The organism is Pseudomonas sp. WOUb67, from assembly GCF_050058005.1.
Lineage (GTDB): Bacteria > Pseudomonadota > Gammaproteobacteria > Pseudomonadales > Pseudomonadaceae > Aquipseudomonas > Aquipseudomonas putida_R.
Genome location: NZ_CP170112.1, coordinates 4,166,176 through 4,183,381, shown reverse-complemented (window position 1 = coordinate 4,183,381; position 17,206 = coordinate 4,166,176). Strand labels below are relative to the sequence as shown.

General features: G+C 65.1%; 13 protein-coding genes. 2 read left to right on the top strand and 11 right to left on the bottom strand.

Going from position 1 to position 17,206, the window contains the following annotated elements:
• Nucleotides 1-8 precede the first annotated feature (8 nt).
• The 5 genes from ABOC32_RS18640 to ABOC32_RS18620 form a co-directional block, all read right to left on the bottom strand.
• Nucleotides 9-290 carry a peptidylprolyl isomerase gene (locus tag ABOC32_RS18640; protein WP_003248318.1) on the bottom strand — a complete coding sequence of 94 codons (282 nt, stop codon included), beginning with the start codon at nucleotides 288-290 and terminating at the stop codon, nucleotides 9-11.
• Nucleotides 291-368: 78 nt separating this feature from the next.
• Nucleotides 369-1,430, bottom strand: a complete 1,062-nt coding sequence (locus ABOC32_RS18635) for a 3-deoxy-7-phosphoheptulonate synthase (protein ID WP_086975592.1) — start codon at nucleotides 1,428-1,430, stop codon at nucleotides 369-371.
• Between the two features lie 554 nt (nucleotides 1,431-1,984).
• Entirely contained in the window at nucleotides 1,985-2,536 is a 552-nt protein-coding gene (locus ABOC32_RS18630) for a YbhB/YbcL family Raf kinase inhibitor-like protein (protein WP_426808335.1), read from the bottom strand.
• A gap of 47 nt (nucleotides 2,537-2,583) precedes the next feature.
• The gene (locus ABOC32_RS18625; protein WP_426808334.1) at nucleotides 2,584-2,892 is read right to left on the bottom strand and encodes a hypothetical protein; all 309 of its coding nucleotides are present in this window, start codon (nucleotides 2,890-2,892) and stop codon (nucleotides 2,584-2,586) included.
• A 211-nt stretch (nucleotides 2,893-3,103) separates the two neighbouring features.
• Nucleotides 3,104-4,399 carry an MFS transporter gene (locus tag ABOC32_RS18620; RefSeq protein ID WP_426808333.1) on the bottom strand — a complete coding sequence of 432 codons (1,296 nt, stop codon included), beginning with the start codon at nucleotides 4,397-4,399 and terminating at the stop codon, nucleotides 3,104-3,106.
• 525 nt (nucleotides 4,400-4,924) lie between these two features.
• On the opposite strand from ABOC32_RS18620, the gene ABOC32_RS18615 reads away from it, so the two are divergent.
• Complete coding sequence (locus ABOC32_RS18615) at nucleotides 4,925-5,800, top strand: AEC family transporter (protein WP_426808332.1); 876 nt, start codon at nucleotides 4,925-4,927, stop codon at nucleotides 5,798-5,800.
• A gap of 13 nt (nucleotides 5,801-5,813) precedes the next feature.
• Here the strand turns inward: ABOC32_RS18615 and ABOC32_RS18610 are convergent, their stop codons facing one another.
• The 6 genes from ABOC32_RS18610 to ABOC32_RS18585 all read right to left on the bottom strand — a co-directional run bounded on the left by ABOC32_RS18610 (nucleotide 5,814) and on the right by ABOC32_RS18585 (nucleotide 15,748).
• Nucleotides 5,814-6,938, bottom strand: a complete 1,125-nt coding sequence (locus ABOC32_RS18610; RefSeq protein ID WP_426808331.1) for an HlyD family secretion protein — start codon at nucleotides 6,936-6,938, stop codon at nucleotides 5,814-5,816.
• Nucleotides 6,935-8,584, bottom strand: a complete 1,650-nt coding sequence (locus ABOC32_RS18605) for an MFS transporter (RefSeq protein WP_426808330.1) — start codon at nucleotides 8,582-8,584, stop codon at nucleotides 6,935-6,937. The genes ABOC32_RS18610 and ABOC32_RS18605 overlap by 4 nt, the downstream gene beginning before the upstream one ends.
• A gap of 335 nt (nucleotides 8,585-8,919) precedes the next feature.
• Nucleotides 8,920-11,337: a TonB-dependent siderophore receptor gene (locus ABOC32_RS18600; RefSeq protein ID WP_426808329.1), complete on the bottom strand. Its 2,418-nt coding sequence runs from the start codon at nucleotides 11,335-11,337 to the stop codon at nucleotides 8,920-8,922.
• Between the two features lie 212 nt (nucleotides 11,338-11,549).
• Nucleotides 11,550-12,515, bottom strand: coding sequence for a FecR domain-containing protein (locus ABOC32_RS18595; protein ID WP_426808328.1), 966 nt, complete (start codon nucleotides 12,513-12,515; stop codon nucleotides 11,550-11,552).
• On the bottom strand, nucleotides 12,515-13,021 hold the full coding sequence (locus tag ABOC32_RS18590) for a sigma-70 family RNA polymerase sigma factor (RefSeq protein ID WP_043197396.1): 507 nt from the start codon (nucleotides 13,019-13,021) through the stop codon (nucleotides 12,515-12,517). Before ABOC32_RS18590 ends, ABOC32_RS18595 begins: the two co-directional genes overlap by 1 nt.
• A 210-nt stretch (nucleotides 13,022-13,231) precedes the next feature.
• Entirely contained in the window at nucleotides 13,232-15,748 is a 2,517-nt protein-coding gene (locus tag ABOC32_RS18585; protein WP_426808327.1) for an excinuclease ABC subunit A, read from the bottom strand.
• 211 nt (nucleotides 15,749-15,959) lie between these two features.
• Between ABOC32_RS18585 and ABOC32_RS18580 the strand changes: the two genes are divergently transcribed.
• Nucleotides 15,960-17,135, top strand: coding sequence for a M20 aminoacylase family protein (locus ABOC32_RS18580; protein WP_426808326.1), 1,176 nt, complete (start codon nucleotides 15,960-15,962; stop codon nucleotides 17,133-17,135).
• Nucleotides 17,136-17,206: the final 71 nt, after the last annotated feature.

Sequence of the window (17,206 nt, the reverse complement as noted above, 5' to 3'; positions counted from 1 at the left end):
GGGGTGAATCAGTCCTGGCGGCTGGTCACTTCCAGCAGGTGGTAGCCGAACTGGGTCTTCACCGGGCCTTGCACGGTGTTGACCGGGGCGCTGAACACCACGGTGTCGAATTCCTTGACCATCTGGCCTGGGCCGAACGAGCCCAGGTCACCGCCCTGACGGCTGGACGGGCAGGTGGAGTTGGCTTTGGCGATTTCAGCGAAGTCGGCGCCTGCTTCGATCTGGGCTTTCAGTTCGTTGCATTTGTCTTCGCTGCTGACCAGGATGTGGCGGGCGGTTGCACGGGCCATGGGTACTGCTCCTTGGGGTAAAAAGGCAAGCCTAGCGCACTTGCTTGGGGTATGTCTCGCCAGGCTCGCAACCTCGGCTTACAGTTTTTGTGCCGCCTCACGCAACAGGGTTTCAGTCGAGGCCCAGCCCAGGCAGCCGTCGGTGATCGACACGCCGTACTTCAGTGCCCCCTTGCCCAGCGCCTGGCAGCCATCGAACAGGTGCCCCTCGATCATCACGCCAACGATCGAGCGGTCGCCGGCCAGGCGTTGTTCCAGCACATCGTTGAACACCGCTGGCTGGCGAGCAGGGTCCTTGCCACTGTTGGCGTGGCTGCAATCGACCATGATCCGCGCCTGCAACCCCACCTTGGCCAGGGCCTGGCGGGCCATGGCGATGCTGTTGGCGTCGTAGTTGGGGCCCTTGTGGCCACCGCGCAGTACCAGGTGTGTATCGGGGTTGCCCAGGGTTTCGATGATCGCCGGGTGGCCCTGCGCATCCATGCCGAAGTGGCGGTGCGGGTGGGCAGCGCTGCGCATGGCGTCGCTGGCGATGGCGATGCCGCCGTCGGTGCCGTTCTTGAAGCCGACCGGCAGCTCCAGGCCGCTGACCATTTCGCGGTGAATTTGCGATTCGGTGGTACGTGCGCCAATTGCGGCCCAGGCCAGCAGGTCGTCGAAGTAGCCGGCGGCCATAGGTTGCAGCAGCTCGGTGGCAACCGGCAGGCCCCGTTCGATCATGCTCAGCATCAGCCCGCGGGACAAGGCGATACCCGAGTGCATGTCGTCGCTGCCATCAAGGTGCGGGTCGTAGGCCAGGCCTTTCCAGCCCACGGTAGTACGCGGTTTTTCGACGTAGGCGCGCATCACCAGCAGCAGCTTGTCATCGACTTCGCGGCTGAGGGCGGCCAGGCGGTCGGCGTATTCCAGGGCCGAGCGGGGGTCGTGGATCGAGCACGGGCCGACGATGACCAACAGGCGCTCGTCACGGCCTTCGAGGATATTGCGGATGGCCTGGCGGTGGGCCTGGACTTGCTGGGCCAGTTCACTGGACAGCGGCATCTGCTGCTTGAGCAGGTGTGGGCTGGGCAGGCGCTTGCTGACGGTGGTGTTGGCGGCTTGCGGCTGGGTCAGGGGCAGGGCGAGGTTGGAAGCTTGCATGGCGTTTTTCCCTGGGCGGACGGCGGGTTCTGGCCCGCGTGGTCGGCCCTATCGAGGTGTTCGACAGATCGTTGAATTCGTATTGGCTGCTGCATTGCCACCTGTAGAAGACCGATCGGAGGCGGCAGGCTGGCCCGAGCGGGATTGGCTAAATCGCCATGCATAGGTGTTTGCGTAGTAATAAGTGGCGTAGTTCATGAATCTGTCCTCAATAGGAATCGGTGTTGTTCAAAGGCCTGAAAAGCAAAACCCCCGGTCGGGGAGCCGACCGGGGGTTTGAGTATTCTCATGTTCGGCGGCCCCTCGAAGGTGGGCGCCGTGTGGGTATCGGCGCCTAGTGGCTAAACCAATACCCAAAGTAATAGCTGGCAGGTGCCACGCAGCCGGCAACGGCCAGCACAGGGCGCAGGTTGCGACCGGTGTGGTTGGCGTGGTTGCGGGTGTGTTTTGGCATGTTGCTCTCCAGTGAATGAGCCCGAGCTTACTTCAGTTTTACCGACCCATTCAATGGATAAATGCTATGGGGCTGATCATTTGTTTTTGTACTGGTTGGTTCAATGGCCGTAACGCCCGACCAGGCTCTGCGCCCCCAAGGCATGGCCTTGCAGCAACTGCAACAGGCCACTGCGGTCGAGGCCTTCGGGCAATGTGCCTAATGGCAGGTCGGTGGCGATCAGGGTCAGTGCGTAATGGTGCGGGTTATCGCCAGCGGGTGGGCAAGGGCCCCGGTAGCTGAGGGTGCCACGGGAGTTGCGCCCGACAGTCACGTATTGCCCACTGAGCCCGGCCGTGCCTGCCTTCAGCCCATCCTGTTCCGGGTCGATGTTGTAGGCGACCCAGTGCACCACGCCGATACCCTTGCCGCCGTCCGGATCGAACATGATCAGCGCCAGCGACCTTGTACCTGCGGGCAGGTTGTCCCAGCTCAGCTGCGGGGTACGCTCTTCGCCGGCGCCGCAGGCCGGGTCTGGCCCGACCTGCTGCAGGGCGATCACGCCCCCATCGGTGAACGACGAAGAGCTGATCGACAGCGCACCCTGATTGCCGCTGCCAGCCAAGGCCGTGCAGGGCAGCAGGGTTGCGAGTAGCCAGGGTTTGACGTTCATGGCGAATCCTTGGCAGGGCTTTGGGCGCAGTGTAGACGAGGCGAACCTTAGTGGCTGTCCTGGTCCTCGGCGGTGCCGCCAGTGTGCCCGGCGCCAGAGCCCGTCGCCTCGCCTGTGCTGTTGGAGCCGCCAGCGGCGCCGTCTGCGGCATCGCTGTTGCTGCCGGTGTCGCTGCTGTCGTTGTCCTGGCCACTGCCAGGGCTGTTGACGCTGCTGTCGTCACCGGCGGTCTTGCCGCCAGACTGGTCGGTTTGCGGTCGGCTGTCGGTGTTGGTGTCGGTGGCAGCGAAGGTGGTGCCGGTGAGACTGGCCAGCGCGAGCGCCAGGCACAGGGAGAGGGAGCGAATGCGGATCATGGAAGTTCTCCTTGGCGGATGATCTGTCATTCGTTTGGCTGAGTACCACCGGCGGGGTGCCGTCTGGGCGACGGGTGGTAGCTGGGGCGGGGCCGCTGTGCGGCCCAATCGCCGGCAAGCCAGCTCCCACAGGGGCGCGCCAGCTCAAGGCCTGTGCAGTACTTGTGGGAGCTGGCTTGCCGGCGATTGGGCTGCACAGCAGCCCTTTGGTTCAGTGCGTTTCGCTACGGGTAGCTTGGACAGGTTCCACCGGCTCCAGCGGCGGGTGCTCCTGCGCCGCATGCATCAGGTCTTCGGTCACCCGCAGCTCGGCGCCGGTTGGCGAGAAGGTGGTCGACGCAGTGAACGGTGCCGGGTGCTCTGCGGCCGGGCGCTTGCCGCGGCGCCACATGAAGAAGCACACCATGGCCAGGTTGACCACGGCAAAGGCCCAGAACAACCCGGCCTCGCCAAACTCGGTCATCATCGGCGAAATCGCCACCGGTGCCATGGCCGAACCCAGCGAGTTGATCAGCAGCAAGCCTTGAATCATCGGTACCAGTGCATCGGACGGCGCCCGGTCGGCCGCATGGCTGACCGCCACCGGGTACAGGGTAAACACGCCGCCACCCAGCAGGAACAGCATGGCCGGCAGCAGGAACGAGTCCGACGGCAGGAACACCGTGATCAGCGAAAGCACCACGCACAGCGCGGCCAGGGCGATCAGTACATCCTGACGGTCCTTGCGGTCGGACCAGCGGCCCACCGGGTATTGCAGCAGCATGGCGCCGAGGATCACCCAGGCCATCATGTTGCCGACCTCGCCCACTTCCAGGCCAATGCGCTGCAGGTACAGCGGCAGCAGGGCATAGATACCGGCAATCGCCACGCCCGAACCGAAGCAGCCAACCAGGCCCGACGGGGCCACACCCAGCAATTGGCGGGGCTTGAGGGGTTCGACCTGGTCCAGCAACGGCGATACCCGCGGCAGGATCACGATAGGCAGCACCGACAGGGCCGCCAGCACACCCGCCAGCATGAACGGCGCGGTGTCGCCAAGCTGGGTGATTTCGCCAAGGCCCGCCTGGGCGATCACCCCGGCGCCGTAGAAGGCAATCATGTACAGCGCCAGCAGGCGGCCGCGGATCTTCGCGTCGCCGGCCAGCAGCAGCCAGCTTTCGATCACCAGGAACACGCCGACTGCCGCCCAGCCGTTGATCAGGCGCAGCACCGACCACCAGGTGACGTCGTAGAACAGCCCCTGCAGCAGGATGGTCGCGGCAATCAGCGAAGCGAAGCTGGTGTAGGCGCGGATATGGCCGATGCGCAAGATCAGCCGGTCGTTGAAGATGGCACCCAGGGTCAGGCCGATGAAGTAGGTCGACGAGACGACACCGATGGTGGTGGCCGATTCACCGGCAGCGCCCAGGCGCAGGGTAGTCAGGGAAGACATGAAGCCGTTGCCCAGGGCAATGATGAACAGCCCGAGCAGGGGCGCCAGCGCCATGGCCAGCAAACGCGGAGACATACGAACCTCTAGTTGGATGAGCGGAATGAGCGCCTTCTCGGACGCGCACCGGCTCGACCCGACAAGGGGGCGAGTGGCTACACGGATGCGACCTGGGCAAGACTCAACCGCTGGGCCTGTCGGGAACAGGGCTGTGCGGGGAGGGTTGAGCCTATTTCACATGTGCGTTCATGTGTTCAGGCACGGACTCTGTCATTGCTGCGGGTTGCCACCGTTCAAGGCGACGGGCGAAAAGGAAGCGGGATTCTACGGGCTTGGAAGCGTTTGCCCAAGGGGCAACCGTATGCGACGAGACGCCGCAGTCCAAGGGCGACATGAAAGTGTCTTGGGCAGACATTTTCGATGACTGCGATGGGATGTTTGTAGGAGCAGCCTTGCGCTGCGAAAGGGCCGGCAAGCCTTGAGGTTGTTTGTGGCTGAAATGGCCTCTTCGCAGCACAAGGCTGCTCCTACAGGAGACGGGGTCGCCTGGGCAATTGCGCAGACTGCTGCATAATGCTGCATCCACACCAAGGAAGGCCCACCATGTTCGCGTCGCTGTTCGCAGTCCTGGCCCCGGTTTTCATCGTTGCCGGCATCGGCTTTGCCTGGGCCCGCAAGGGCCTGGACTACCCCACCGACTTCATCGCCCGGGTGGTGATGACCGTCGGCACCCCGTCGCTGGTGCTGTCCACCCTCAGCCGCACCGAGCTGAACCCGAACGCGTTCACCAGCATGGCCGTCGCCTGCTTGCTGTGCACCCTGGGTATGGCCCTGGCCGCGTTGCTGGTGTGTCGCGCTTCTGGCATGCATTGGCGCGTGCTGCTGCCGGCGTTCATGTTCCCCAACACCGGCAATATGGGCTTGCCAATCAGCCTGTACGCCTTCGGTGAGCACGGCCTGGCACTGGCCGTGGCGTTTTTCCTGACCCTGTCGATCGTGCAGTTCACAATCGGCATGGCCATCTCCGGCACGGCGGCTTCGCTCAAGGCGCTGCTGCGCAACCCGATCGTCATCAGCCTGGCGGGCGCCATGCCCATCATCTTTCTCGATTTCGAACTGCCGCGCTGGTTGGCCAACACCGCAGACCTGCTGGGGGGCATGACCATCCCGCTGATGCTGCTGACCCTGGGCGTATCGCTGGCCAGCATTCGCCTGCGTCATGTGGGCAGTGGGCTGCTGCTGGGCGGTTTGCGCATCGGCCTGGGGGCTGCGATGGGTTGGGCAGTGGGGGCGGCGCTGGGCATGGACAACCTGGAGCGAGCGGTGCTGGTGGTGCAGTCGGCGATGCCGGTGGCAGTGTTCAACTACCTGATGGCGGTGCGCGCCAACCGCGAGCCGGAGCAGGTGGCGAACCTGGTGATGTGTTCGACGGTGCTGTCGTTTGCCTGGTTGCCGGTGGTGTTGGCTTGGTGGATGTAAGCCAGTTTCGGCTTCAGCGCGTGTCGATACTGACCACCACCGACATCCCCGGCCGCAGGTGCCTGGCCGCCGCCTGATCGGCATCCACGGTAATGCGCACCGGGATACGCTGGGCAATCTTGACGAAGTTGCCGGTGGCATTGTCCGCCTGCAGCAGGGCGAACTCCGAGCCGGCAGCCGGTGAAATCTGCTGCACGTGCCCCTGCAGCTTGAGGTGGTTGAGCGCATCCACGGTGAAGCTCACTGGTTGGCCGATGCGTACATTGGCCATCTGGGTTTCCTTCATGTTGGCAATCACCCACAGGGTGTCGGGCACCAGCGCCATCAATTGCGCGCCGGAATTTACATAAGCCCCCAGGCGGGTACCGATCTGGCCAAGCTGGCCGTCGCGCGGGGCGGTAACCCGGGTGTTGTCGAGGTCGATGCGCGCCAGCTCCACAGCCGCCTTGGCGTTCTCCACCGAGGCTTGTAGCGCCGCCCGGTTGACCACCACCGTTTCGCGGTCCTGGCGGGCGATTTCCAGCGCCGCTTTGGCCTGGGCCAGGCTGGCGACGGCAGCGGCTTCACTGGCCCGGGCCAGGTCCAGGTCGCGGCGCGACACCGAGCCGTCATTGACCAGCGCCTGATTGCGGCCAAGGTCGGCTTTGGCCTTGGCAGCCTGGGCCGCCGCATCCCCGATGGCTGCCTGGCGCTGGGCAATGGTGGCTTCGGCGCTGTTGCGCTGCTGCAGGTTGTTGGCCAGGGCCGCCTGCTGTTGCTGCAACTGGGCAATGGCCTGGGCCAGGCGCTGCTTGTAGATGCGGTCGTCCAGTTGCACCAGCAGGTCACCGGCCTTGACGAACTGGAAGTCGTGCACCGGCACGTCGACGATGTAGCCACTGAGTTGCGGGCCGATGATGGTCACCTGGCCGCGTATGAGGGCATTTTCGGTACTTTCGATGGCGCTGCCGAATGGCGGCAGGCGCCAGGCATACAGCACCAGCAGGATGCCGGCCAGGGCCACGCAGGCAAAGCTGACTGTGGAAAGGATGCGCATCCGCCGCGAGCGCACCGGGCTGGTCGGCTCGCTGGGCGGAGTAGTGCCTTCTGGGGTTTCGGCGATGGCAGTGGTGGTTGTGGTGCGGGTGTCGTCGGTCATCGGGTGGGCGCGCCAGGGGTGGAGTCGGTGGAGGTGCTCTGGCGCCTTGCGTACCAGAGCCAGGTGCTACGGATGCAGATCCAGATCATGGTCAGGATAGCGATGCTGCCAATCAGCACGAACACATCGTTGTAGGCCATTACATTCGCTTCGCGGGTGGCGGCATTGGCCAGCACACGCATGCCGGCCTCATTGCGCAGGGCCGGGTCGGCGAAGATGCCGCCGTAACCGGCTCCGCCGCTTTGTACGCGGGCGGTAACCAACGGTTCCAGGAAGCTGATGCGGTCCATCAGGTGGCTGGAGTGGAATTTTTCCCGCCAGGTCTGGAAGGTGCCCAGCAGCGCTGCGCCAATCAGGCCGCCGAGGTTGTTGCAGATACCGAACAACACCGAAAAACTCACCAGGTTGCGCGGGTTGGCGCGCACATGGCTGATGCCCAGGGCCATCGACGGGCCGAGGAAAAAAGTGCTGCCAAACGCCAGCAGGAACTGGCTGAAGTACATCTGTGCCGGGCGTGTGAGGTTGCTTGAGCTGCTGTCCATGAACGCGCCTGTGGCCATCGCCAGCAGCGAGACCAGCAGCGGGATCACCAGGTGGTTGGGGTTGATGGTCAGGGCACTGCTGGCCAGGCCCGCCACCGCACCCAGCAGCATGATCCAGTACAGTGTGCGCATCTGCTCGCTGCCCATGTTCAGCGCCTGCAGGAATCCGACCGCGCCGGTGGACTGTTCGGAGGTCACCATGCGGATCAGCACCACACACAGGGCCAGGCGAATGATTGCACCGCTGCCCAGCCAGTGGGTCATCAGCAACGGGTTGCGCCGGTTGTGCTCGATGGCCAGGCCGCTGAAAATCAGCGCGATCGAGGCCGCCAGTGCCACGCCGATCCACGGCGCCTCCAGCCACCAGTCGATGCGCCCCAGCGACAGCGCCGCGCAGAGCAGGGCGGTGCCGCTGGCCATCAGGGTGAAGGTCAGGAAGTCCAGTGGCTCGAACGTCTTGAAACGGTCACCGGGCGGCAGCTTGAGCATCAGTACGCAACCCAGCGCCGCCAGCGCCAGGCCCAGTTCAAACAGGTACAGGCCACGCCATTCGGCGATCTGCAGCAGGTCTTCGGAAAAGATCCGCGCCAGCGGCAGCGCCAGTTGCGAGGCGCCCAGGCCCAGCACCATCGCCTTCAGCCGCCATTGCGCGGGGAACGCCTGGATCATGTAGTACAGCCCCAGCGAGCTGAGCGCTGCGCCGACCATGCCGTGGGCCGCACGCACGGCGATGGCCGAGTTGAGGTCGTTGACCAGCAGGTGGGCGAAGGTGACCAAGGCATACAGCACCAGGAACACTTCGGTGAACGCGCGCAGGCCGAACTGTTGGCGGAACTTCACCAGCAACAGGTTGATGGACACGTTGGTCATGACGTAGGCGGCGGGCAGCCAGGCCATTTCTGCGGTGGTCGCACCCAGGGCGCCCTGCAGGAACACCAGATTGGCGGTGACCAGCGCGTTGCCCAGGCCACCGGTGATGGCTACCAGCAGGCCGACCACCCCGTAGGCCAGGCGTTTGCCTGGCGAATGCAAGGGCGTGGAGGGCGAGCCCGGCAAGCTGGGTTTTTCGTGGGGGAGCCACTGGCGGGGGGCGTATTTGTCCATGGGGCAAACTGTACTTGAGCGGTGGTTGGTGCTGCTAGGTGCATGCTTTGGTTTTTGTGGTGGGATGGAGATCGAGCGCCGCCCGCGCGGCGCATCGCGAGCTGCGCTCGCTCCTACGTTTGTTTTAGGCCAGTCATGCCTGTGCCAGAGGCGCGCGACCGCCTGGTTTGCATGACGCGATATCGAACATTGTACCAAGGCGTTCGCGCGCAAATCCCACAGAAATAACTGGCCCGAAACAAACGTAGGAGCGAGCGCAGCTCGCGATGCGCCGCGCGGGCGGCGCTCGATCTGATAGGCGCTGCAACCCTCAAGGCAAGCGCATTACGCGCTCATCAGAAATCTATACTGGCCGACAAGCGCAGCACGCGCGGCGTACCTTGGGTCAGGTAGTTGTTCGAGGTCGACGCCGATGCCCAGTACGCCTTGTTCGCCACGTTCTCTACGTTGGCGCGCAACGTCACCTGCTTGTCATCGACCTTGAAGCGGTAGCGCCCGCCCAGGTCCACGCGGGTCCAGGCCGGGATGCTCAGGCTGTTGGCCGCATTCACATACTGGCCGCCGGTACGCAGCACCCGGGCGCTGAGTGCGGCGCCCTGGATGCCTGGCACGTCCCAGTCGGCCCCCAGGTTGTACTGGAAGCGCGGCACGCCGGCAGCGCGGTTGCCGTCATTGCTGCCATTGGCGGTGTTCTTCTGCTCGGTGTGCATGAACACGGCGCCGGTCAACAGGCGCAGGCCGTCCACCGGTTCACCGAACAGGTTCAGTTCCACACCCTTGTTGACCTGCTCGCCGTCCATGCTGAAGGTGTCCAGCGTTGCGCCGGGTGCGCGATAGGTAACGCTGTTGGGTTGTTCGATGCGGTACACACCCAAGGTGGCGCCGAAACTGTTCCAGTCCAGCTTCACCCCGGCCTCGACCTGCTTGCTGCGCTTGGGCGGGAACACTTCGTTGGCGTTGCTGACGCTGGAGGGCGCTGTCGGGCCCTGGGCCAGGCCTTCGATGCGGTTGGCATAGAACGACACATGCTCCCAGGGCTTGATGACCAGGCCATAGACCGGAGTAATGATGGACTCGTCGTACGGCGTGTTGCGCACACCGGTGGCGGTCGCCCAGCTGTCCACGCTGATCGACTGGCGGCGCACGCCCACGGTCAGCAGCACGCGGTCATCGAAAAAGCCCAGGGTGTCGGACAACGCCACGCTCTTGTTGCGGTTCTTGCCGACAATACGCGGGTCGTGCAGGTCGCTGCCGAAATAGGTATCGGTCGGGCGCGGCACCTTCACCGGGTTGTACAGGTTGCTGTCGTAGCGCTTGGCCGCAGCCAGCGCCTCATAGGCCGAGCGCTGCTCACCCCACATGCCCGACAGGCCGAAATTGAAGCGGTGGCTGACCGGGCCGGTGAGGAAGCGGCCATTCAGCCCGGCAACGGCGCTCTTGTTGTCTTCGTCGTGGGGCGAGTAGAGGAAACCACCGCGCGCGGTGCCGTTGTCGTCGCTGACGTACAGGGAGGAATACTCGCCATTTTCGCGGGTGTGCTTGGCGCCGGCGCCGGCGTACAGCATCCAGTTGTCGTTCAGGTCGTACTCGGCGTTGACCATGCCGTAGGTGTCTTCGAGCTGCGACCAGGTCCAGTCCTGCGAGTAGTTGTCGCGTGCCGACGGGGCGTGGGGCACTTTGCTGCCGTTGGGGTAGATCACCGCCCGGCCCTGGTTGATGCGCTCTTTCTGGTAACCCAGGTCGGTGGACAGGCGCAGGCGTTCGCCACGGTAGTCCAGGGCCACGGCAACCAGGGTGGAATGCTGGGCTTCGTCGTCGACGCCGGTGCCGCCGTCATGCTGGGCCAGGTTGATGCGTGCGCCGAAGCGGTTGTCTTCACCAAAGCGCTTGCCCAGGTCGAGGTGGCCGCCGATGTTGTCGCCGGTGGCATAGTCGAGGGTGATATGGCGAGTGGGGGTGTCTTCGGCGCGCTTGGGCACCAGGTTGATGGCACCGCCAATGCCGCTGCCCTGCGGGGCGACACCATTGAGAAACGCGTTGGAGCCCTTGAACACCTCGACCCGCTCAAGGGCTTCGGTGGTGACGATCTGCCGCGGCAGCACCCCGTACAGGCCGTTGTAACTGATGTCATCGGTGTTCAACGGCAGGCCGCGGATGGTGAACACTTGCGAGAAGTTGCCGAAGCCGGCCGACTGGCGCACCGAGGCGTCGTTGAGCAGCACGTCACCCAAGGTACGGGCTTGCTGGTCGGCGATGGTCTTGGCGGTGTAGCTGGTAACACTGAACGGCACGTCGCTGATTGCCTGGTCGCCGAGCACGCCCAGGCGGGCGCTGCGGGCGACCTGGCCGCCTTGCCAGGTGTTGCTGTTGGCGGCCAGGTCGCTGTTGATGGTGGTCGCGCCCAGTTCCAGGGCATTGCCCAGGTCGACCGTCGGCGCCAGGGTGTAGCCGCCACTGTCGGTGGTTATCAGGCTGTAGCCACTGCCGGCCAGCAGGCGGGCGAAGCCTTCCGGCACGCTGTAGCTGCCCTCAAGCCCTTGGCTTTGTGCGCCCTTGAGCAACGCGGGGTCGAACGACAGCGGTACCCCGGCGCTGGCGGCAAAGCGCGCCAGGACGTCGGCCAGTGGCCCGGCAGCCAGGTGGTAGGTGCGCGGGGTGGCGTCGGTGGCCATCGCTGTGGGGGCCAGGGTGGCCATGGCGATGGCAAGGCTCAGGGCCTTTAATGGCAAGCGGTACGTCTGGCGAGGCGTCATGCGAGGGTCCTGTGGGTGCAGAAAATGAAGGTTCTGCACTCATCACCGGACGACGCAGGAAAAGGTATCACCGAAATGTTCACGGCCCCTGTAGGAGCGGCCTTGCGTCGCGATGGGCCGCAAAGCGGCCCCGGCAATCTTGCAAGAAGGCATAGAATCTGGGACCGCTACGCGCTCCATCGCGACACAAGGCCGCTCCTACCGGGGCCGCGTTAGCCGAGGGGTTCTACGGTCACCCAATAGCGGGTGAGGCCCTGGATGGTGACCGGAAGGGTGTCGCTCAGCAGCCGCAGGCTGGCATCGGTGTCGGCCAGCGGGAAGGCGCCGGACACCTTCAGCTCGCGCACTGCCGGGTGGCAGCGCAGCACGCCGTGGCGATAGCGGGCCAACGCCTGCAGCAGATCGGCCAGGCGCATGTCACGGGCCAGCAGCATCCCGTGCTCCCAGGCCAGGTCACCGGCTTCCAGCGCAGAGGCGGGCAGTACCCGGTCGGCATCGAAAGCGCTGCGCTCGCCGGCCCGGAGCAGCAGGCCGCTGGTGGCGTGCACCGGTCGGGCCTCGACCGCGCCTGCGAGCACGGCTACCCGGGTCAACGGGCCATCGAGGTACACGCTGAAGCGGGTGCCCAGTGCAATGGCCTGGCCATGCAGGGTACGCACTAGCAATGGCCGCGCCGGGGTGGCAGGGTCCTTGGCGCTGGTAAGCAGGATTTCGCCCGCCAGCAGGTCGATGCGGCGCTGTCGGGCGTCGAAGGTGATATCGATGGCTGTGTCGGTGTTCAGCAGCACTTGGCTGCCGTCGGCAAGTGTCAACGCGCGTTGCTCGCCGACCGCAGTGCGGGCATCGGCGGTCCATTGCTGCCAGGGGGCTTCACGCCAGGCCAACAACGCCGCGGGTGCTGCCAGCAGCCACAGCCCCAGGCGATGCAAGGCCTGGCGGCGGCTGACTGCGCCGTTACGGCTCAGGCGGCGCAGGGTTTCACCGGTAACGGGGGTGGGCAGGCGACGGAAATCACCCAGGATGGCCTCGGCACGCTGCCAGGCCTGGGCGTGCTGGGCGCTGCGTTGGCACCAGGCCTGCACGGCGTGGTGATCGTCCTCGGTGGCCGTGCCCGATTGCAGGTGCACCAGCCAGTCAGCGGCTTCGCCAAGGATCAGCGGGTCGATACGGGCTGTCATCAGTCGATGCTCAGGCAGGCGAGGAAGGCCGTGCGCATGTCACGTTTGATGGTGATCAGCGACAACTGCAGCTGTTCGGCGATTTGCGCATAGGTCAGCCCGTCCAGTTGCGACAGCAGGAACACTTGGCGTACCCGCGCCGGCATGTCGCGCAGCATGGCGTCGATGCGGTACAGGGTTTCAAGGATCAGCCAGCGTGTTTCCGGCGAGGGTACCTCGGGTTGCGGCAAGTGGGCGATGGCTTCCAGGTAGGCGCGCTCGACATCCTGGCGGCGCCAGCGGTCGACCACCAGGCCCTTGGCGATGTGGGTAAGCAAGGCCCGGGGTTCGCTGCCGAAGTAGCTATTGCCCTGGCGGCTGAGCAGGCGCACGAATGTGTCGTGCGCCAGGTCGGCTGCATCGCAGGCATTGCCGAGTTTGCGCCCCAGCCAGCCCTGCAGCCAGCCATGGTGCTCGGTGTACAGCGTCTGGACCTGCAGGTTGAGAGTAGGGTCGGCGGGCGGCATGGCGTGCGCGAGGTTCCGGGAGAAGGGTGTAATTAAGAATTGATCGCATTCTAAACGGCATCCCGCGAACCTGGCAATGTACTGGCATCAGCCTTGTGTTGCCTTTATCGGCCTCATCGCCGGCAAGCCAGCTCCCACCTTGACCGCATCGACCTTAAGTCATGTGCAGTCCCTGTGGGAGCTGGCTTGCCGGCGATGGGCCGGTACAGGCTACAGAGCTTTGGCCAGAAACTCCGCTGTGCGACTCTCCCTACTTTCAGCCACCACCTGCGGCGTGCCACTGACCACCACCTTGCCCCCGGCATCCCCGGCCCCTGGCCCGATATCGATCACCCAGTCGCTCTGCGCCACCACGCGCATGTCATGCTCGACCACCACCACGCTGTGCCCACCGTCGACCAGGCGGTTCAACTGCACCAGCAGCCGGTCGATGTCTTGCGGGTGCAAGCCGTTGGTGGGCTCATCCAGCACATACAGGGTTGCCCCGCGGGCCTGGCGTTGCAGTTCGGTAGCCAGCTTGATCCGCTGCGCTTCGCCACCGGACAGCTCGGTGGCCGGCTGGCCCAGGCGCAGGTAGCCCAGGCCGATATCCTGCAGCACTTGCAGGCAACGGCGCGCCGGTGGCTGTTCGGCAAATACCTGCAGGGCCTGGTCGACCGTCAGTTGCAGCACCTGGGCGATGTTCATGCCTTGCCAGCTGACAGCCAGGGTTTCGGGGTTGTAGCGGGCGCCATGGCAGGTCGGGCAGGGCGCATAGACGCTGGGCATGAACAGTAACTCGACGCTGACAAACCCTTCACCTTCACAATTGGCGCAACGGCCCTTGGCGACGTTGAAGGAAAAGCGCCCGGCGTCGAAACCCTGGGCCTTGGCCTGTTCGGTGGCAGCGAACAGCTTGCGCACATGGTCGAACAGGCCGGTGTAGGTGGCCAGGTTGGAGCGAGGCGTGCGGCCGATCGGCTTCTGGTCGACTTGTACCAGGCGCTTGATGCTACCCAGGCCGGCGCTGACCTGCCCCCTGCTGGTTTGCTCGGGTTCGTCCTCCAGGCTCTGCTCTTCTGCCTCGCTACGCTGCTCGGCATGGCCCAGGTGCGCGCCCACCAGTTCCAGCAGGGCCTGGCTGACCAGGCTGGACTTGCCCGAGCCGGAAATCCCGGTAACGGCGGTGAAGCAGCCCAGCGGAAACTCGGCGCTGAGGTTATCGAGGTTGTTGCGGGTGATGCCTTCGAGCTTCAACCAGTCGTGGGCTTGGCGTGGCGCACGTGCGGCCTGGGCCGGTGCACCGAACAGGTAGGCGCGGGTGCAAGACTGCTCGACCCCGGCCAGCCCTGCGGGCGGCCCACTGTAGAGGATGGTGCCACCGTGCTCACCGGCAGCGGGCCCCACATCCACCAGCCAGTCGGCGCGGCGCATGGTGTCCAGGTCATGCTCGACCACGTACACCGAGTTGCCGGCGTGCTTCAGGCGCTGCAAGGCCTCGTACAGCGCTTCGCTGTCGGCCGGGTGCAAACCGGCCGATGGCTCGTCGAGCACGTAGATCACGCCGAACAGCTGCGAATTCAGCTGGGTGGCCAGGCGCAGGCGTTGCAGCTCACCGGAGGACAAGGTCGGGGTGCTGCGCTCCAGGGCCAGGTACCCGAGGCCAAGGTCGAGCAGCGTGTCGATGCGCTCCAGCAACTCGTTGGCGATCCGTTGGGCGGCCAGGCGCTTTTCAAGGGTCAGGTCGTCCTGCTGTTGTGTCAGGTAGTCCGCTGCCGCAACGGTGCGGAACACCTCGGCCAGCGCCTGCAATGACAGGTGTGACAGCTCGGCGATGTCCAGGCCGGCGAAGGTCACGCCCAGCGCCTCGCGCTTGAGGCGCTTGCCCTGGCATTGCGGGCAAGGGCTGGGGCGCATGAACTGGGCTACGCGTTTGCGCATTTGCGCGCTTTGCGAGTGCATGAAAGTGTGCAGCACATAGCGGCGGGCACCCATGAAGGTGCCCTGATAGCTGGGCTCCTGCTTGCGCTTGAGCGCTGCGCGGGTTTGCGCCGGGGTCAGGCCGGCATACACCGGTGCGGTGGGTGTCTCTTCGGTGAACAGGATCCAGTCGCGCTGCGCCTGGGGCAGGTCGCGCCAGGGAATGTCGACGTCATAGCCCAGGGTTACCAGGATGTCGCGCTGGTTCTGCCCCTGCCAGGCCATTGGCCACGAAGCCACCGCGCGCTCGCGGATGGTCAGCGACGGGTCGGGGACCATGGTCGCTTCGGTCACCTCATAGACCCGGCCCAGGCCGTGGCATTCCGGGCAGGCGCCCTGGGGCGTGTTCGGTGAAAAGTCTTCGGCGTACAGCATCGCTTGGCCGGCCGGATAGTGGCCGGCACGGGAGTAGAGCATGCGAATCGAGCTGGACAGCGTGGTCACGCTGCCCACCGAAGAGCGGGCACTCGGCGTACCGCGTTGCTGCTGCAAGGCCACCGCCGGCGGCAGGCCTTCGATGGCATCCACGTCCGGCACACCAACCTGGTCGATCAGGCGCCTGGCATAGGGCGCTACCGACTCGAAATAGCGGCGCTGGGCTTCGGCATACAACGTGGAAAAGGCCAGCGAAGACTTGCCCGAGCCAGACACGCCCGTAAACACCACCAAAGCGTCGCGGGGGATATCGACATCGATGTTCTTCAGGTTGTGCTCGCGGGCACCGCGCACGCGGACGAAGCCGTTCGGGGTGGTTTGGCGTGGGGGCATGACGCAATCCTTGGCTGGGGGAAGTGCTGAAGGTAACAGTAAAGTGCGGTTGAGGCGCCAAGCCCTGCACTGGTTCCACCCAGCGGAACCACATTCAATTGTGCTCCCGCTTCACTCGCGTAAACCTGTCGTAAAGCACGACCTGCCTTACCCGTCGTGACCTCAAGGCAAACAAAAAGAACGGGAAACCACCCGCGCGAGGAGACTCTACATGTCCCGACATCAGCACATCCTGGCCTGGCTGAACGATGTGGCCAGCGACCTGCACGCGATCCGTCACGATATCCACGCTCACCCGGAACTGGGTTTTGAAGAAAGCCGCACCTCGGCGCTGGTTGCCCGCCTGCTGGAGGTGTGGGGTTATGAAGTGCATACCGGCATCGGCAAGACTGGCGTGGTCGGCGTGCTGCGCAATGGCAGCAGCCCACGCCGCCTGGGCCTGCGTGCCGATATGGACGCGCTGCCCATTCATGAAGCGACCGGCGCTGCCTACAGTAGCCAGCACCAGGGGTGCATGCACGCCTGCGGCCATGACGGTCACACCACCATGCTGTTGGGCGCCGCCCGCTACCTGGCCGCAACCCGGCAGTTTGACGGCACGCTGACGCTGATCTTCCAGCCGGCCGAGGAGGGCCAGGGCGGCGCCGAGGCGATGCTGGCCGACGGCCTGCTGGAACGCTTCCCCTGCGATGCCCTGTTCGGTATGCACAACATGCCTGGGCTACCGGCCGGGCATCTTGGTTTTCGCGAGGGGCCGATGATGGCCTCGCAAGACCTGCTCACGGTGACCCTCGACGGGGTTGGCGGGCATGGTTCGATGCCACACCTGACCGTCGACCCGCTGGTGGCGGCGGCCAGTGTGGTGATGGCGCTGCAAACCGTGGTGGCGCGCAACATCGATGCACAGGAAGCTGCGGTGGTGACCGTCGGCGCCTTGCAGGCTGGTGAAGCGGCCAACGTGATCCCACAACAGGCACTATTGCGCCTGAGCCTGCGCGCACTCAACGCCGAAGTCCGGGCGCAGGCCCTGGAGCGGGTGCGGGCGATCATCGTCAGCCAGGCCGAAAGCTTTGGCTGCCGCGCCAGCATCGAGCACCGCCCGGCCTACCCGGTGCTGGTCAACCATGCGGCAGAAAACGCTTTTGCCACGCAGGTAGGGGTGGAATTGCTGGGCGCCAATGCGGTGGATGGCAACACCCGCAAGCTGATGGGCAGCGAAGACTTCGCCTGGATGCTGCAACGCTGCCCGGGCGCCTACCTGTTCATCGGCAATGGTGTATCGCGGCCGATGGTGCACAACCCGGCCTACGACTTCAACGACGACATCCTGCTGACCGGCGCCGCCTACTGGGGCGCGCTGGCAGAGCGCTGGCTCGCGCCTGCCTGACCTTTCCTTTTTGACGACTGCCGCTGGAACCCGGGCGCGACCGCGCCTGGGCGATCACCCAATCATTGTGT

What these genes read in the sequence shown, in the direction of transcription:
- ABOC32_RS18585 (WP_426808327.1), bottom strand. Translation starts at nt 15,748, where the DNA reads ATGCCCCCACGCCAAACCACCCCGAACGGCTTCGTCCGCGTGCGCGGT.
- ABOC32_RS18580 (WP_426808326.1), top strand. Translation starts at nt 15,960, where the DNA reads ATGTCCCGACATCAGCACATCCTGGCCTGGCTGAACGATGTGGCCAGC.
- ABOC32_RS18605 (WP_426808330.1), bottom strand. Translation starts at nt 8,584, where the DNA reads ATGGACAAATACGCCCCCCGCCAGTGGCTCCCCCACGAAAAACCCAGC.
- ABOC32_RS18635 (WP_086975592.1), bottom strand. Translation starts at nt 1,430, where the DNA reads ATGCAAGCTTCCAACCTCGCCCTGCCCCTGACCCAGCCGCAAGCCGCC.
- ABOC32_RS18590 (WP_043197396.1), bottom strand. Translation starts at nt 13,021, where the DNA reads ATGCCGCCCGCCGACCCTACTCTCAACCTGCAGGTCCAGACGCTGTAC.
- ABOC32_RS18640 (WP_003248318.1), bottom strand. Translation starts at nt 290, where the DNA reads ATGGCCCGTGCAACCGCCCGCCACATCCTGGTCAGCAGCGAAGACAAA.
- ABOC32_RS18630 (WP_426808335.1), bottom strand. Translation starts at nt 2,536, where the DNA reads ATGAACGTCAAACCCTGGCTACTCGCAACCCTGCTGCCCTGCACGGCC.
- ABOC32_RS18620 (WP_426808333.1), bottom strand. Translation starts at nt 4,399, where the DNA reads ATGTCTCCGCGTTTGCTGGCCATGGCGCTGGCGCCCCTGCTCGGGCTG.
- ABOC32_RS18600 (WP_426808329.1), bottom strand. Translation starts at nt 11,337, where the DNA reads ATGACGCCTCGCCAGACGTACCGCTTGCCATTAAAGGCCCTGAGCCTT.
- ABOC32_RS18610 (WP_426808331.1), bottom strand. Translation starts at nt 6,938, where the DNA reads ATGACCGACGACACCCGCACCACAACCACCACTGCCATCGCCGAAACC.
- ABOC32_RS18595 (WP_426808328.1), bottom strand. Translation starts at nt 12,515, where the DNA reads ATGACAGCCCGTATCGACCCGCTGATCCTTGGCGAAGCCGCTGACTGG.
- ABOC32_RS18615 (WP_426808332.1), top strand. Translation starts at nt 4,925, where the DNA reads ATGTTCGCGTCGCTGTTCGCAGTCCTGGCCCCGGTTTTCATCGTTGCC.
- ABOC32_RS18625 (WP_426808334.1), bottom strand. Translation starts at nt 2,892, where the DNA reads ATGATCCGCATTCGCTCCCTCTCCCTGTGCCTGGCGCTCGCGCTGGCC.